The sequence below is a fragment of the Amycolatopsis sp. NPDC114504 genome (assembly GCF_055633595.1).
Genome location: NZ_JBVKDU010000003.1, coordinates 451,564 through 466,380, shown reverse-complemented (window position 1 = coordinate 466,380; position 14,817 = coordinate 451,564). Strand labels below are relative to the sequence as shown.

10 protein-coding genes are annotated in these 14,817 nt (G+C 72.6%); 6 read left to right on the top strand and 4 right to left on the bottom strand.

Going from position 1 to position 14,817, the window contains the following annotated elements:
* Nucleotides 1–61: 61 nt before the first annotated feature.
* Nucleotides 62–862 (bottom strand): glycoside hydrolase family 25 domain-containing protein, encoded by an 801-nt coding sequence (locus ACZ7PG_RS23560; protein ID WP_470241243.1) that lies wholly within the window; start codon nucleotides 860–862, stop codon nucleotides 62–64.
* Between the two features lie 259 nt (nucleotides 863–1,121).
* Between ACZ7PG_RS23560 and ACZ7PG_RS23555 the strand changes: the two genes are divergently transcribed.
* The gene (locus ACZ7PG_RS23555; RefSeq protein WP_470241242.1) at nucleotides 1,122–2,702 is read left to right on the top strand and encodes a substrate-binding domain-containing protein; all 1,581 of its coding nucleotides are present in this window, start codon (nucleotides 1,122–1,124) and stop codon (nucleotides 2,700–2,702) included.
* 7 nt (nucleotides 2,703–2,709) lie between these two features.
* On the top strand, nucleotides 2,710–4,455 hold the full coding sequence (locus ACZ7PG_RS23550; protein WP_470241241.1) for a glycosyltransferase family protein: 1,746 nt from the start codon (nucleotides 2,710–2,712) through the stop codon (nucleotides 4,453–4,455).
* On the opposite strand, the gene ACZ7PG_RS23545 is transcribed toward ACZ7PG_RS23550, so the two are convergent.
* Nucleotides 4,449–5,099, bottom strand: a complete 651-nt coding sequence (locus ACZ7PG_RS23545) for a class I SAM-dependent methyltransferase (protein WP_470241240.1) — start codon at nucleotides 5,097–5,099, stop codon at nucleotides 4,449–4,451. The two genes, ACZ7PG_RS23550 and ACZ7PG_RS23545, sit on opposite strands and share 7 nt — an antisense overlap.
* A gap of 125 nt (nucleotides 5,100–5,224) precedes the next feature.
* Here ACZ7PG_RS23545 and ACZ7PG_RS23540 point away from each other — a divergent pair, with 125 nt between their 5' ends.
* Nucleotides 5,225–9,235 (top strand): alpha-(1->3)-arabinofuranosyltransferase, encoded by a 4,011-nt coding sequence (locus ACZ7PG_RS23540; protein ID WP_470241239.1) that lies wholly within the window; start codon nucleotides 5,225–5,227, stop codon nucleotides 9,233–9,235.
* Nucleotides 9,236–9,262: 27 nt separating this feature from the next.
* Here ACZ7PG_RS23540 and ACZ7PG_RS23535 read toward each other — a convergent pair whose 3' ends face one another.
* On the bottom strand, nucleotides 9,263–10,498 hold the full coding sequence (locus ACZ7PG_RS23535) for a lipopolysaccharide biosynthesis protein (protein WP_470241238.1): 1,236 nt from the start codon (nucleotides 10,496–10,498) through the stop codon (nucleotides 9,263–9,265).
* Between the two features lie 70 nt (nucleotides 10,499–10,568).
* Here ACZ7PG_RS23535 and ACZ7PG_RS23530 point away from each other — a divergent pair, with 70 nt between their 5' ends.
* Genes ACZ7PG_RS23530 through ACZ7PG_RS23520 form a run of 3 tightly spaced genes read left to right on the top strand, consistent with a single transcriptional unit; the run spans nucleotide 10,569 to nucleotide 13,497 of the window.
* The gene (locus ACZ7PG_RS23530; protein ID WP_470241237.1) at nucleotides 10,569–12,251 is read left to right on the top strand and encodes an MmpA family trehalose lipid delivery protein; all 1,683 of its coding nucleotides are present in this window, start codon (nucleotides 10,569–10,571) and stop codon (nucleotides 12,249–12,251) included.
* 3 nt (nucleotides 12,252–12,254) lie between these two features.
* Nucleotides 12,255–12,437, top strand: a complete 183-nt coding sequence (locus ACZ7PG_RS23525) for a hypothetical protein (RefSeq protein ID WP_470241236.1) — start codon at nucleotides 12,255–12,257, stop codon at nucleotides 12,435–12,437.
* 4 nt (nucleotides 12,438–12,441) lie between these two features.
* A complete protein-coding gene (locus ACZ7PG_RS23520; protein WP_470241235.1) occupies nucleotides 12,442–13,497 on the top strand; it encodes a hypothetical protein in 1,056 nt (351 codons plus the stop codon).
* An 88-nt stretch (nucleotides 13,498–13,585) separates the two neighbouring features.
* Here ACZ7PG_RS23520 and ACZ7PG_RS23515 read toward each other — a convergent pair whose 3' ends face one another.
* Nucleotides 13,586–14,725, bottom strand: a complete 1,140-nt coding sequence (locus tag ACZ7PG_RS23515) for a glycosyltransferase family 4 protein (protein WP_470242389.1) — start codon at nucleotides 14,723–14,725, stop codon at nucleotides 13,586–13,588.
* Nucleotides 14,726–14,817 lie beyond the last annotated feature (92 nt).

The window sequence follows — 14,817 nt, the reverse complement described above, 5'->3', positions numbered from 1 at the left end:
TCCTGCCAGCGCGGCGGGGAGTCCGGGGCCGCCGACACGCGGAAGGCCCCGGACCCCCGCGTCACCCGACGATGTCGAGCTCGAACGGTTCGGCCGAGCTGTAGTTGATGTCGGCCCACACCGCGCCCGGCAGGTCGTAGCGCCGGTGCGACGTCAGCTTGTTGTCGTAGCCGGCGATCTGCGTGGGGTTGTGGCCGACGCCCTGGTGGTCGCTGCCCCAGGCGTAGATGTCGCCGACCCACATCGGTGTCGCGAAACCGTCGCCGCCGAGCCGTGGCCGGATGATGACCGCCGCACCCGGGCTGCCGGACAGGAACACCCGCACCGTGTTGTCGCTGGTGTTGGGCGGGGTGACGGTGATGCGCTCCATGATCTCCACTCCAGTCGAGGCGGATCCGTTTCCGTCCACTCCGGGCCAGTAGTCGGCCACGGACGAGACGTCGTAGCCCGGGGCGACGTCGCCCCGGTACTGCTTGGCGATCGCACCGGCCGGGATGGCGGGATCGCCGTTGTAGTGGGCGATCCAGTAGTGCGGTTCGGCGACGCCGGCCGACGAGAACGCCGAGCGCACCGAGGGCCAGGTCGAGAGGTTGCAGTAGATGGTGGGGTCGGCGCCGGCCGCGCGGCGCATCCGGACCCAGCCCGGCGCCTCGCCCGGGGTGGCGTCGCCGGGTTCGACGTCCAGGACGTGGCCGTCGTTCGTGCTCGCCTTCTTGACGATGGTGACCTTGACCGCGTTCGGGAACCGCGCCCAGTCGGCGGCCGACCACGGTTCGAGCTTGATCTTGTCGATGTATCCCGCGACCATCTGCGCGCCGGCGGGGATGTGGGCGGCCGTGACCGCGTCGTACATCGTGCGCACGGGTTACGTCTCCGTTCGGTGCCGTTCGCCGTTTCGGGGACGGCGAAATCGTCTCCGCGATCCGCCATCGTGCTTCTACCCATGTGGGACGGGCGTCAAGCGCGAATGTTACGTCGTTTCCTTCCGTCACCAAATCGGCCGCATCGCGCCATTCTTTCACCACGGGTTCACGGGGTGATGGTGACTTTCCGCTATCGGTACTGGCTTCCCGCTCACCCGGCTGGCAAGCTGCCAGGACTCCACGACGGAAGGTACGTGCATGGCGGCACACCCGGCGCGGGCCCGGCGCGTCGACGCGCGGGTCGTCGTCCTGAGCGTGCTGCTCGTGGTCGCCCTGCTCGCCTGGTTCGGCGTCGACTACCTGCGCGACCGCCTCGCCGCCGGCGGCTGCGACACCACGACGCCGGTGCGCATCACGGCGGCGCCGGACGTCGCGCCGGTGCTCACCGCGCTGGCCCGGACCGTGCCGGGGCCGGACTGCTATTCCGTCGAGGTCACGGCGTCCGCGTCGACGGCCACCGCGACCGCGCTGGAAGCCAACGGCGCGAACGGCCCCGACGTCTGGGTGCCGGAGTCGAGCAGCTGGCTGCTGCAGGCACGCGACGGCGGCGCGTGGAACCTGCCCGAGTCCGGGCAGTCGGTGGCGAGCTCGCCGGTCGTGCTGGCCCTGACCGACGAAGTCGCGAAACAGGCCGGCTGGCCGGGGAAGTCACCGTCCTGGTCGGACGTCCTCGCGGGAAGCCCGGTCGGGCTGCCCGACCCGAGCCGCGACCCGGCCGGGATCGCCGCGCTGATCGGCCTGCGGCAGCTGACGAAGGACGCGCCCGACCCCGCCGCGGCGTTCACCGAGGAGATCCGCAAGGTGTCGGCCGTCAAGGAGCCGTTCACCGCGTCGCCGGCGTCGGAGCAGTCCGTGCTGGCGCGCAAGCTCGTCGCCGCCTACCCGGCGGCGGGCATGCCGAGCTTCGACTACCCGTACGTCGTGCTGCCGCGCGCGTCGGAGGCTTCGCGGTCGGCGGCCGAGCGGTTCCTGCGGCTGCTGCTCGACCAGACCGCGACGAAGTCGTTCGCCGACGCCGGGTTCCGCACGCCCGCCGGGCAGCTGCTCGGCGACCGGCCGCGCGACACCCGCACGGACGCCGCGCCGCGCCCGGCCGGGCCACCCGCGCCGGACGCGATGTACGGCGTGCTGCAGGCGTGGGCCGGCGCGAACCTCAGCGCCCGCGTCCAGGTGCTGCTCGACGTGTCCGGCTCGATGGCCGCCACCGTCCCCGGCACCGGCCGCAGCCGGATGGCGCTCACGCTCGAAGCCGCGACGCAGGGCCTCGGGCTGTTCAAGCCGACGACGGAAATCGGCCTGTGGCTGTTCTCGACCAAGCTCGACGGCGACAAGGACTACAAGGAACTGCTGCCGATGCGGTCCATCGCGCAGCAGCTCGCGGGCGGCGGGGTGCAGACGCTGCAGGCGGTCAAGCCGAAGGCGGGCGGCGCGACCGGGCTGTACGACTCGATCCTCGCCGCGTACCAGAACGCCCGCCAGAACTGGCAGCTCGGCCGGATCAACGTCGTCGTCGTGATGACCGACGGCCGCAACGAGGACAGCGACTCCGTCGGGCTGCCCGGCCTGCTCAGCGAGCTGGGCCGGCTGCAGGACCCGCGGAAACCGTTGCCGGTGATCGGGATCGGCATCGGCCCCGACATCGACGCGAGCGAGCTGAAGCAGGTTTCGGCGGCGACCGGCGGAGAGTCGTTCACGACACCGGATCCGCGCAAGATCTCCGACGTCTTCTACCAGGCGCTGAGCACGCTCATGTGCCAGCCACCCGCGTGCAAGAAGTGAGGAACCCGTGCTGGAGCTGACCGAAAAGCCCGCGCCACGGGTGACGCGAAGACCGTCCGCCGTCGTGCTGGCGGCGTTCGTCGCCGGTGTGGTGCCGTTGGCGTTCCACACCTGGGCGGCGCTGCACGGGAGCTTCGCGCAGGACGACTTCGTCATGACCTACCGGGCCGCCGTCGCCGGGCCGTTCGACCTCGGGTACCTCTTCCAGGACTACCACGGGCACCTGACCCCGGGCGGGTTCTTCGTCGTGGCGGTGCTGACGTGGTGGGCACCGCTGAACTTCCCGCTCATGATCCTGCCGGTGCTGCTGATGCGGGCGGTCGCGACCGTGCTGTTCTGGTGCCTGCTCGTGCGCTGCTTCGGCCGCCGCTGGGCGATCCTGGTGCCGTTCACCGTGTTCACGGCTTCGACGCTGCTGTTGGTCCCGACGTTGTGGTGGGCGTACGGCATCCAGATCGTCCCGGTGGTGCTCGCGGCCGTCGGGGCCCTGTACTGGCACGTCCGCTACCTGCGCGAGGGCGGCCGGTGGTGGATCGGGACCTTCGCCTGGACGCTGTTCGGTCTCGCGTTCTACGAGAAGGCCGTGGTGGTCCCGCTGTTGCTGGCCGGGGTGACCGTCCTGCTCGGACAGTCCTTCCGGGAGCGGTGGCGCTACTGGGCGGGACACACGGGGCTGCTCGTCGCGTTCGTCGTGGGCTACCTCGCGCTGACCTCGAGCCAGGTGGCTCCCGGCGGCACGCCGATGACCGCCGGGATCGTCGCCGACCTGACCGGCCGGATGCTCGGCGACACCTTCCTGCCCGGGCTGGCCGGCGGGCCGTGGTCCGGGCCGGGACCGGGCGCGACCTGGGCGCCGTCGCCGTTCGCGGTGGTGGTCCTGCTGTTCGCCGCGGCACTGGCGCTGATGATCGCCGGCGCGCGCGTGGGCGGGCGCCGGGCCTGGCGGGCGTGGGCGCTGCTCGGGCTGCTGCTCGCCGTGGACGTCGGGCTGCTGGCGTTGACGCGGTTGCGCGAAGTCGGCCCGGCCGCCGGCGACGACCCGAGGTACCTGGCCGAGCTGGCGTTCGTGGCTGCCCTTTGTGGAGCGTTCGCTTTTCTGACCCCGGGCGAAGTTGCGCCGTCCGGCGGAAAGCGTGAACGGCCGATCGCGCTAGTCGTCTGCGTGCTTTTGCTCGCCAGTTCCGCGGTGGGGTTTTGGCGGCTCGCCCCGGCGCTGCGGTTCGAGCATTCCGCGCAGTACCTGGCGAACGTCCGGGCGGCCGTCGCCGAGGACCCCGATCTGGTCTTCTTCGACACGTTCGTCCCGTCCGATGTGGTCCACGAGTGGTTCGGCGCGGACTCGCAGGCGTCGCGGGTGGCCGGCCTGATCCCCGGCACGCACTTCGACCAGCCGACGAACCGGATGCACCTGCTCGACGCCACCGGCACGCCGCACCTGATCACCGGGGTGGCGGCGGAGTCCCGTGGGGTAACGGGACCGGTGCCGAACTGCGGGTACACGGTCGGCGAGACCCAGGTGAGCGTCCCGCTCGACGCGCCGGTGCTGGGCCGGCACCTGCTGAAGATCGACTACTTCACCTCCGACGGCGGCGAAGGCTTGGTGGACGGGACCCCGGTGTGGTTCCAGGCCGGGCTGCACTCGCTGTACCTGCCGGTGGACGGGCTCTTCGACCACATCGGGATGCGGCTGTCGAGCCCGGGCGCACCGGTGTGCGTCGCGAAGATCGAGGTCGGGAAACCGGTTGCTCAGTAAGGGTCGTACGGGCTGTCGTGGCCCAGCAGCCGGGCGACCGGCCGCAACCGCAGGCGCAGCAGCACCTTGATGACGACGTTGCGCAGGAACCACGGCAGCTGCGCCAGCACGCGCACGCGGTCCGCCGTGGACGGTGGGCTCAGCTTGAACCGCGCCAGCGACGTCGCGCGGTCCACAAAGGTGTACCGGCGTCCGAAGAGGACCTTCGCGATCGTGCCGAGCGTGACGCCGATCGAGGAAAAACAGTCGTGGACCAGGATTTCCGCGCCCGGTGGCAGGTGGTCCGACCAGCGCAGGTCGTCGGTGTAGGTCCAGTAGTCGTGCTTGCCGTCGATGTAAAGCAGCTGTAGGGGACGGTCCCAGTGAGGCCGCAGTTCCGTGCTGTAACCGGCGACGAGCTCGACGACGTCGTCCAGCCCGGCCTGGCGGATGTTCCGCTCGAACAGCTGCCGCGTCGGCGATCCGCCGAACAACCTGCCGTCCACGAAGGGGTCGACGGCGATCACCGTGGCGCCGGCCGTGCGGGCCGCCGCGCCGAGGACGATCGTGGATCTGCCCTGGTGGCTGCCGATTTCCAGGATGACGTCACCCTTTTCGAGCCGGCACGCGGCGTTCCACAGCGCTTCGCCCTGCGCGCGCGTCATCCAGCCCTTGACCGGCTCGGCCAGAGCCCAGGCATCTTCGAACGAGATGGCGCACCTGCCAGGAGTTCGGGGACTCGGAAAATCGTCGGCACATCGTAGCCAGGTTTCCGCCTAGTATCTACCGGATGGTAACCGCCACCCGCGAACGGTCCCGGGACGACGCCCCGCCCTCGGGGGGTGCCCGGAAGTTCTCGGTGGCCGCGTTCTTCCGCCGGCCCAGCACGTGGATCGTGCTGGCGCTGACCGCGCTGTCGTTCCTGCAGATGCCGGGGAAGACGACCTTCGACACGAAGCTCGACCTCGCCGTCGACCCGCTCGCGTTCCTCGGCCGCGCGCTGCACCTGTGGAACCCCCAAGCCACGGCGGGGGAGCTGCAGAACCAGGCGTACGGCTACCTCTTCCCGATGGGCCCGTTCTTCGGGCTGTGCCAGGCCGCCGGCGTGCCGGCGTGGATCGCGCAGCGGCTGTGGGGCGCGGTCCTGCTCTCGGCCGCGTTCGGCGGCGCCCTGCTGCTGGCGCGGGCGATGAAGCTCGGCACCGAGCGCACGCGGCTGGTCGGCGCGCTCGGGTACGCGCTCGCGCCGCGCATGCTGACCGAAATCGGCGGTCTGTCCGCGGAGATGCTGCCCGCGGTGCTGCTGCCGTGGGTGCTGGTGCCGCTGGTCCGGGCCGGGACGATCGGCTCGCCGCGGCGGGCGGCCGGGCTGTCGGCCGTCGCCGTGCTGTGCATGGGCGGGGTCAACGGCGCGATGGTCGTGATGGCGCTCGTCCTGCCGGGACTGTGGCTGCTCACCCGCAAGTGGACGCGCCACCACGTCGAGCTGGTCCTGTGGTGGTTCGTCTTCGTCGTCGGCGCGACGCTGTGGTGGATCCTGCCGCTGCTGCTGCTCGGCGAGTACAGCCTGCCGTTCCTGGACTACATCGAGTCCGCGACGAACACGACCGCGCCGATGTCGCTGTTCGAGGTGCTGCGCGGGACCAACCAGTGGGTCGCCTACGTCGTGCAGGGCACGCCGTGGTGGCCGGGCGGCTGGTCGCTGATCGACAACCCCGTGCTGATGCTGGCGACCGGGCTCGTCGCCGGCGTCGGCCTGCTCGGGCTGACGCGCCGGGGCCTGCCGGAACGCCGGTTCCTGGTGCTGGGCGTCGTCACCGGCCTGACGCTGCTGACCATCGGCTACGTCGGCACGCTCGACAGCCCGCTCGCCGAGCAGGTCCGGCACCTGCTCGACGGGCCGCTCGCGCCGCTGCGCAACGTGCACAAGTTCGAGCCGGTGCTGCGGCTGCCGCTGATGCTGGCGTTCGTGCACGGCATCGCGAGCCCGGTCCGGGTGAAGTCCGCGCGCCGGTTCCTGCGGCCCGCGCTGGGCCTGCTGCTGGTGCTGGTGATGGCGGCGCCCGCGTGGCTGCTGAACCTGCGCTCCGGGCCGGGCTGGGACGACGTCCCCGGCTACTGGTACGACGCGATGGGCTACGTCGCCAAGGCCGATCCGAACGCCCGGACGCTGCTGCTGCCGGCCACCGGGTTCGGCGAGTACGAGTGGGGCCGCACGGTCGACGAGCCCGCGCAGGCGATCGCGAAGAGCCCGTGGGCGGTCCGCAACCAGGTGCCGCTGGGGTCCGAGGGCAACACGCGGCTGATGGACTCGGTCGACGCGGCGCTCGCCGACGGCCGTGGCGACCCCGGGCTCGCCGCGTTGCTCGCGCGGTCCGGCTACCGGTTCCTGCTGCTGCGCAACGACATCGACCGGGAACGGAACACCGCGCCGCCGATCGCGACGCTGCGCGCGGGGCTGGCCGGCTCGCCCGGCATCGGCAAGGCGGCGGAGTTCGGGCCGCTCCAGATCTACGAGGTCGAGCAGGCGGTGCCGCTCGCCACAGCGACGTCCACAAAGGACGTCCCGACGGTGAGCGGTGGCCCGGAGAACCTGCTGCCGCTGATCGACTCCGGCCAGCTCGACCCGGCGACGCCGACCGTGCTGACCGGCGACGGCGGTTCGCCCGGCGGACCGCGGCTGGTGACCGACGGCCTGCGCCGCGCCGAGCGGAACGTCGGCGGCGTGCGCGACAACCTAAGCCAGACCCTGACCGCCGGCGAGGCGTTCCGCCAGCAGCGAGCGGCCGGTGACGTCTTGCCGTTCCCGGGCGAGGAGCACCAGACCGTCGCCGCCTACCGGGGCATCCGCGCGGTGACGGCGTCGACGGCCGCGTCGTTCGCCGACGCGTTCGGCGGGTCCGACCCCGGGCACCAGCCGTTCGCGGCGATCGACGGCGACCCGCGCACGGCGTGGCACTCGTCGTCGTTCACCGGGCCGGTCGGCCAGTGGCTCGAGGTCGAGCTCGACACCCCGCGGCTGGTGAACGCGGTGGACCTGCAGATGGTCGACGACCTGCGCGTCGGCTGGCCGCCGACCCGGATCCGGATCACCACCGACAACGGCTCGGTCGACCAGCAGGTGATCCGCGGTGCCGGGGCGCACAGCTACACCGTCGCCGCCGGCGTCACCCGCAAGGTCCGGATCACGCTGCTGTCGCTGGTGGTCGGGCGGCAGGACGGGAACGTCGGCATCGCGGAGCTCGCCATCCCGGGCACCGAGCCGCAGCGCGCGCTGGAAGTCCCGGCCGACCTGCCCGCCGGGCCGGCACCGGGGTTCGCGTTCACGCGTGGCGCCCAGCCGCGGTACGCGTGCCTGCAGTCCGGTGACGCCGTGCGGTGCGACGCTTCCGCCGCGCGGGACGGCGAAGAGCCCGACGGCATCCGGCGGCTGTTCAGCACCCCGGCCGAGCAGACGTTCCTCGTCGGCGGCTCGGTGCTGCCGGCCGGCGGCGGCAAGAACCCGGTGCAGCTGCCGGGGGTCACGGTGGCGTCGACGTCACAGCTGGCCGGCGACCCGGCGGCGGGCGGGTTCGCGGCGGTGGACGGTGACGCCGGCACGACGTGGCGTCCCGACGCGACCGACCTACGCCCGGCGCTCACCCTCGGCTGGACCGGCCCGAAGCAGATTTCGGGGCTGCACATCGGAGTTTCACCGTCGAGCGGGGCTCGCGCGCCGCGGCAGGTGCAGCTGATCGGCCGGTCGGCGTCGCGCACGGTGCAGCTCGACGCGAGCGGGTCGGCGTCCTTCGAGCCCCTGGACACCGACCAGCTGCAGATCGTGCTGCCGGGGGACGACGACGACCCGGCGGCTCGTTCCGTGGTGGGGATCGGCAATCTCTCCCTCTCCGGTTCCGAGGGTCTGCTACCCGGACCGGACCCGGCGTTCACGGTGCCGTGCGGGTCGGGGCCGAACATCCACCTCGACGGGCTCGACTACCGGACGTCGGTCCAGGGGACCCTCTCCGACATCACCGCGCACCGGCCGCTGGCGCTGACGATGTGCCGCGACTCGGAGGGCGGGATCTCCCTGCCGTCCGGCGGGCACGAGCTGCGGACGGACCGGTCGGACTCGTTCGTCGTCCAGGACCTGTGGCTGCGTCCGTCGGTCCAGGCGGCGCCGGTCGTGCACCGCGCGGTGCAGGTGGAGAAGTGGGAGGCGGCGTCGCGGTCGGTGAAGGTGGCGCCGGGCGCGGAAGCGGTGCTGGCGGTCCCGGAGAACGCGAACGCGGGCTGGGTGGCCACTTTGGACGGCCGCGAGCTGACCCGCACCCGCGTCGACGGCTGGCAGCAGGCCTGGATCGTCCCGGCCGGCGCGGGCGGCGTGGTGTCACTCGCGTTCACGCCGGACTCGTCGTACCGGACGTCGCTGCTGATCGGCGCGCTGGCGGTTCTGCTGATGCTGGTGGGCGTCTTCTGGCCGGCCCGGCGACGGCCGTTCGCGGTGGCGCCGGGCGGCGCTCTGGTCCCGGTGGTGCTGATCGTGCTGCTGGTGGCGCTGGGCGGGATGCTGCCGGTGGTGCTGCTGATCGCGTGCCTGCTGGCGCGTCAGTTCTGGGAGCGGGCACCCCGGTACGTGGCGTTCGGCGGGATGGTCGTCGCGGCGGTGGTCTCGGTGACCGGGCGCGTTCTCGGCCACGGTCAGGAGTGGGCGTACGGCCCGGTGACGCAGGCGGCGCTGCTGCTGGCCGCGGCGGCGATGGTGGCCACGTGCGTGGACTGGTTCATCCGCAAGGAGAACCCCACCGAGCCGGCCGGCTAGCGCGGGTCGTGAGTGAGAAACAGTGTTCTAACCCTGTTTCTCACTCACGACCTCTTGGCGACCGGCTACTCGGCGGGCGCGGAGCTCCAGCACGAAGCCGGCCACCGCCAGCCCGCCGGCGCAGCAGGCCGCCACCGTCACCACCTGGGTCGCCGAGGCGTGCAGCCAGGCCGTGATCAGCACCGCCTCCACGCCCACCGCCGCCCACATCAGCACCGCCACCCGGCGGTCCCCGTCGGCCAGCCGCGCGTACAACAGGATCTGGACCAGCGCCAGCATCGACCCGGCCAGCGCGAACGGCCACACCGGCATCGTGCTCCCCGCGTACCGCGCGCCGCCGATCAGCGACAGCAGCGACGGCCCCAGCACCAGCGAAGCCAGCAGCACGACGGCGTCCAAAGACGCGCACACCGCCAACGCCACCGGCAGCACCCGCCGACGGCCGGCCGAAGCCGCGAACCGGGGGAGCACCAGGACCCCCACCGCCTGCGGCAGCCAGTACGCGATCTTCGTGACGATCGCCCCCAGCGCGTACTCCCCGGCGGACGACGACGGCAGCGTGTGCCGCGCCAGCACGAGGTCCAGGTTCACCAGCAGCACCAGCGCCAGCATCGCCTGCGCCGTGTGGAGCACCTCGACGCCGTGGCGGTCGGCCCAGCGGGGGCGCGGGCGGCCGCAGACCTGCCAGCCCGCCACGACCACCGCCAGCGACCCGAGCGCCGTCCCCGCCAGCGCCCCCGTGGGAGTGCCCGTCACCAGCAGCCCCGCCAGCGACCCGCCGACCTTGCCGGCACCTTCCAGGGCGATCAGCCCGGCCAGCAGCGCGAACCGGTGGCCGCCCTGCAGCAGCCCGTGGAACACCCCCAGCAGCGTCAACGGCCCGAGCGCGGCCGTCACCAGCAGCGCCGGCGTCAGCGAACCCAGGTGCAGCAGGAGCACCAGCAACGGGCTGAGCGTCAACGCCGCCGTCGCGACGATCCCGCTCGTCATCAGCCCCAGCGCGAACAACGACCCCTGGGCGAGCGACGGCGAGCGCGCGACCCGCAGCGCCACCACCGTCTGCAGCCCCATCGCCGGGACGACGCCGATCACCAGCACCGCCAGCAGCGAGCTCAGCTCCCCGAACGCCCCGGGCGCGAGGATCCGCGCGGCCGCGAGGCTCAGCACGTAGCTGCCCGCGTTGTTGCCCGCGAGCGCGAGCGAGACGAGGATCGCCGCGACCCGGTTACCGGTCCGGGCCGGCACTTCGGTGTCTAGGCTCAAGGTCGGGCTCCCGTTACCGGCGGGTAATTTCCAGGGACCATAACCGCGCGGACAGCGGAAAGGAAGGGCAGTGGACGCACCGAGCAGGCGGTTCGCGCTGCCCGTCGTGTCCGTCCTGCTGGCGTTCGCCGTCTGCGCGCCGCTGCTCGGCCGCGGGTTCGTCCTCTCCTACGACATGGTGTTCGCGCCCCGGCAGTACTTCGTGCCGGACGCCTTCGGGATCGGCGGCACGCTGCCGCGGTCCGTCCCGGCCGACGCCGCCGTCGCGCTGGCGACCACCGTGCTGCCCGGCGACATCGTCCAGAAGATCGTCCTGCTCCTGGCCATCTTCGCCGCCGCCCAAGGCGCCGGCCGGCTGGTCCCGACCGAGCACCTGGGCACGCGGCTCGTCGCCGCGACCGCGTACGCGTGGACGCCGTACGTCGCGGAGCGGCTGTTCATCGGGCACTGGCCGCTGCTGCTCACCTACGCCTGCCTGCCCTGGATCGTGCGTGCCGGGCTCGCCGCGCGGAAGCACGAGCCGAACGCCCTGCCGAGGCTGGTGCTCGCGTGCGCCCCGGCGGTGCTGACGCCGCCGGGCGGGGTGCTCGCCGCCGTCGTCATGGCCGTCGCCGCCGGGTCCCGCCGCCTCTGGCAGACCGTCGCGATCGCCATCGTGCTCAACCTGCCGTGGCTGGTCCCGACGTTCCTCGACGCCGGCGGCACGTTCTCCGACCCGGCCGGTGTGACGGCGTTCAGCGCCCGTCCCGAAAGCTGGGGACCCGCACTGCTCAGCGTGCTCGGCCTGGGCGGTATCTGGAACGCCGAAACGGTGCCCGGCAGCCGGTCCATGCCGCTCATCCCGGTGCTGACGCTGATCGTCGTCGCCATCGCGGTGGCCGGCCTCCGCCCGCTCACGCAGCGGTGGGGGAAGGCGCCGGCCCGCTCGCTGTTCGGCCTCGGCGTCGCGGGCGTGCTCCTGGCGTCACTGGCGACGCTGCCGGGCGGCGACGCGCTGCTGTCCGCGGCCACCCGGCACGTGCCCGGCGCCGGACTCCTGCGTGACGCCCAGAAATGGGTCGCCTGGTGGGCGTTGCCGCTCGCGCTGGGCTTCGCGCTGGCCATCGAAGTCGCCGCGGCCAAGCTGAAAACCGAGCGGGGACGCGTCGCGCTGGTGACGGCGGCGGCCGTCTTCCCCCTGCTCACCATGCCGGACCTGGCTTGGGGCGGCTGGGGACGGCTCGGCACCGCGCAGTACCCGGCCGACTGGCAGGCGGTGTCCGAAGTGCTCGGTGACCGCCCCGGCGACGTCCTGACGCTGCCGCTTTCGGCGTTCCGCGGGTTCGCCTGGAACGACGACCGCACGCAGCTCGACCCGGCGCCGCGCGTCCTCCCGAAACCCGTGCTGATGGACGACACGCTCCAAGTGGGACAGGAGCGCGTCGTCGGGGAGGACCCGCGCATCGGCGACGTCCGGGCCGCGACGTCCGCCCGTGAGCTCACCGACGCGGGTATCGGCTGGATCCTCGTCGAGCACGGGACTCCCGGCTACGTGGACTCGCGGTTGCTCGCCGACGCGACACCGGTGTGGTCGGGTGAGTGGCTGACGCTCTACCGGACCCCGGGTGTGCCCGCGGTGAAAGCGATCTCGTGGGCGCCGGCCTTGCTGGCGAACGGAGTAGCGCTCGCGTCGCTGTGCGTCGCACTGTTGTGCCGCATGTTACCGATGCGTACATTGGGCCGCGGCAGGAGTTCCCCGCCGCAGAAGGAGTGACACGTGGGCACGATCATCGGCGTGGTCGCCGCCGTCATCATCGGAGGCGGTCTCGCGACCGGAGCCGGGTTCGCCCTCACCCAGGGCGCCGACCCGGACAGCGCGGCCCAGGTGCAGGAAAAGCTCAACGCGCAGGTGAAGTACAACCCGGCCGACCACCCGAACAAGCTCTACGGGAACCGCTGACGCGGTGACCCGGCTCGCCTCCGACCACGCGCACCGCGTCGTCGGGCTCTACGGCGACCCCACCGTTTCCTGGAGCATCCTCCTCGAAGCGGACCTCGGCACGGCCGCACCCGAACCGGAGAAGCTCCGCGCCCGGCTGGCGGCTGCCGTCCAGCAGCACCCGCATCTCGGTGCCGTGCCCGAAATCGAGCCGGCCACCGACCTGCCGGCCACTCGCGACCGCTTCGCTTCGGCGCCGTACGAACGAACCGCGCCGCTCCTGCGCGTCGCGGTCGGCGAATCCACGTTGCTCATCGCCGCACACCACGGCGCCCTCGACGGCTTGGGGCTGCTTTCGCTGCTCGGCGTCCTCCTCGACGTCCCGGTTTCCTCGGCGGCGAAGGGGATCGGCGAACGCGCCGGCGGCAAACCCTTTGCCCTTTCGGCCGTCCAGCGGCTCGCTGAGGCGCTTTTCGCGCCCCCGGGCCGGATTACGCCGGACCGGGCGGCCCCGGCGTCGGGTGACGTCTTCTGCGCCCGGCACGAGCCACGGCTGCGCCTGGGGGCCGCGGGGTTCGTCGCGGCCGCCGCCCGCGCCACCGAAAGCTGGAACCGCGCGCACGGCGCCCGCACGGCCCGCGTGGTGGCCGCGCTGGGCGCGTCGTGGCGTTCGGGTGCGGCGCCGGAACCGGTGCACGACAGCGCGTTCTTCCGGCTGCGTCTCAAGCCCGGCGCGGACGTGGCCGCGGTGCTCGGCGCACAGGAGCCCGAGCCGGACTTCCCGGCCCGCAGCAGCAGACTCGCCCGGCTGGGCACGCGCTTGCTGGCGAGCCGGCTCGGCTCGACGTTCCTGGTGTCCAACCTGGGCGTGGTGTCCACGGGGGACACGGTGCGCTCGCTGGCGTTCTACCCGGCGGCCAGCGGACGTTCAGGCGTGGCATTCGGCGCGGCGACCACCGGCGGGACGACGACAGTGACGGTCCGGGCCCGCCGGCGCGACTTCGACGCGCCCGCGGCGGCTCGGCTGCTGGAGGAGTTCCGCGGCGCTGTTCAGGAAGCCAGCGGGCCGCGCGCCACCTGACCCAGGACGCGCCCACCTGACCCAGGACCCGCCGCCGCTTCGCCGCGCCTGCCGCGTCCGGGCTGTTGGAGGAGTTCCGCGCCGCCGTTCAGGACGCCAGCGCCGGGCCGCGAGCCACCTGACTCAGGACCCGCCGCCGGGGCGCCGGGAGCCCGGAGACGTCCTGGACCAGCGACTCGAACTGCCCGACGCTCACGTCCCAGCTGAACCGCCCGGCCCGCTCGGCCCCGGCCAGGCCCATCTCCGCCCGTCGCAAGCCGTCGGCGAGGAGGCCGTCGACCTGGGCGGTGAAGTCGTCGAAGTCCTCGGCCAGCAGGCCGGTGCGACCCTCCACGATGGACTCGGCCACGCCGCCCGCCGCGCGGTAGGCCACCGACGGCACGCCGTGTGCCGCGGCCTCCATGATGACGATGCCCCAGCCTTCCTTGACCGACGGGCACAGGTGCAGCCACGACCGCGCGAGGATCTCGTGCTTGGCCTGCTCGTCGACCCAGCCGTGCAGGACCACGCGGTCCGCCACCCCGCGCGAAGCCGCGTGCTCGCGCAGCACCTCGTCCCACGGCCCCTGGCCCACCACCTCGAGCTTCAGCGAGGGCCAGCGCCGCGCGAGCTGCGCGACGACGTCGATGGCGTGCTCGATCCGCTTGTGCGGCACCAGCCTGCTCACCGCGACCAGCGTCGGCGAAGCGTCCCGTTCGGACGTGCACACCGGCGGCGTGTCCAGGCCGTTCGGCACCACGGTCACCCGCGAACCCTCGATCCCGAGGCCCGCCAGCTCCGTCTTGGTGACCTCGGAAACCGTGGCGTACCGGCACTTCCGGAACAGCCACGGCGCCAGCCGCGACTCGATCCACCAGCCGACCCGGCCCAGCGTCTCGCCGAGCGCGCTGATCCACTGTTCCTTGTGGACGTGGTGCACGAGCACCAGCACGGGACAGCCGGCCACCAGCCTCGCGAAGAACGGCATGCCGTTCTGCACGTCGACCACCAGGTCGGCGCGGGCCCGGCGGATGGCGCGCAGCGCGTGCGCGTACACGCCGAACTTGTTGCCGCGGCGGCGGTAGCGGACGCCGTCACGCCATTCGCCGTCGGTCGCGCCCTCGTACGTGGCGCACTGGATTTCGACCCGGTACCCGGCTCTCGCGAGCCCTTCGGCCATCCGCTCGACGTACCGCTCCGACCCGCCGCCTTCGGGGTGGCCGGTGTCGCGCCAGTTGACGAGGAGCACTCGAGGTCGTTCCATCGGGTTATCCAAACTGTAGCGACGATGCTAGGTTACCGGTGCGTACACAGTAGAGGAACGTATTCGGGAAAGCGACG

Excerpts from the sequence above, each read along its gene's own strand:
- ACZ7PG_RS23555 (WP_470241242.1), top strand. The coding sequence starts at position 1,122 with ATGGCGGCACACCCGGCGCGGGCCCGGCGCGTCGACGCGCGGGTCGTC.
- ACZ7PG_RS23545 (WP_470241240.1), bottom strand. The coding sequence starts at position 5,099 with ATGACGCGCGCGCAGGGCGAAGCGCTGTGGAACGCCGCGTGCCGGCTC.
- ACZ7PG_RS23540 (WP_470241239.1), top strand. The coding sequence starts at position 5,225 with ATGGTAACCGCCACCCGCGAACGGTCCCGGGACGACGCCCCGCCCTCG.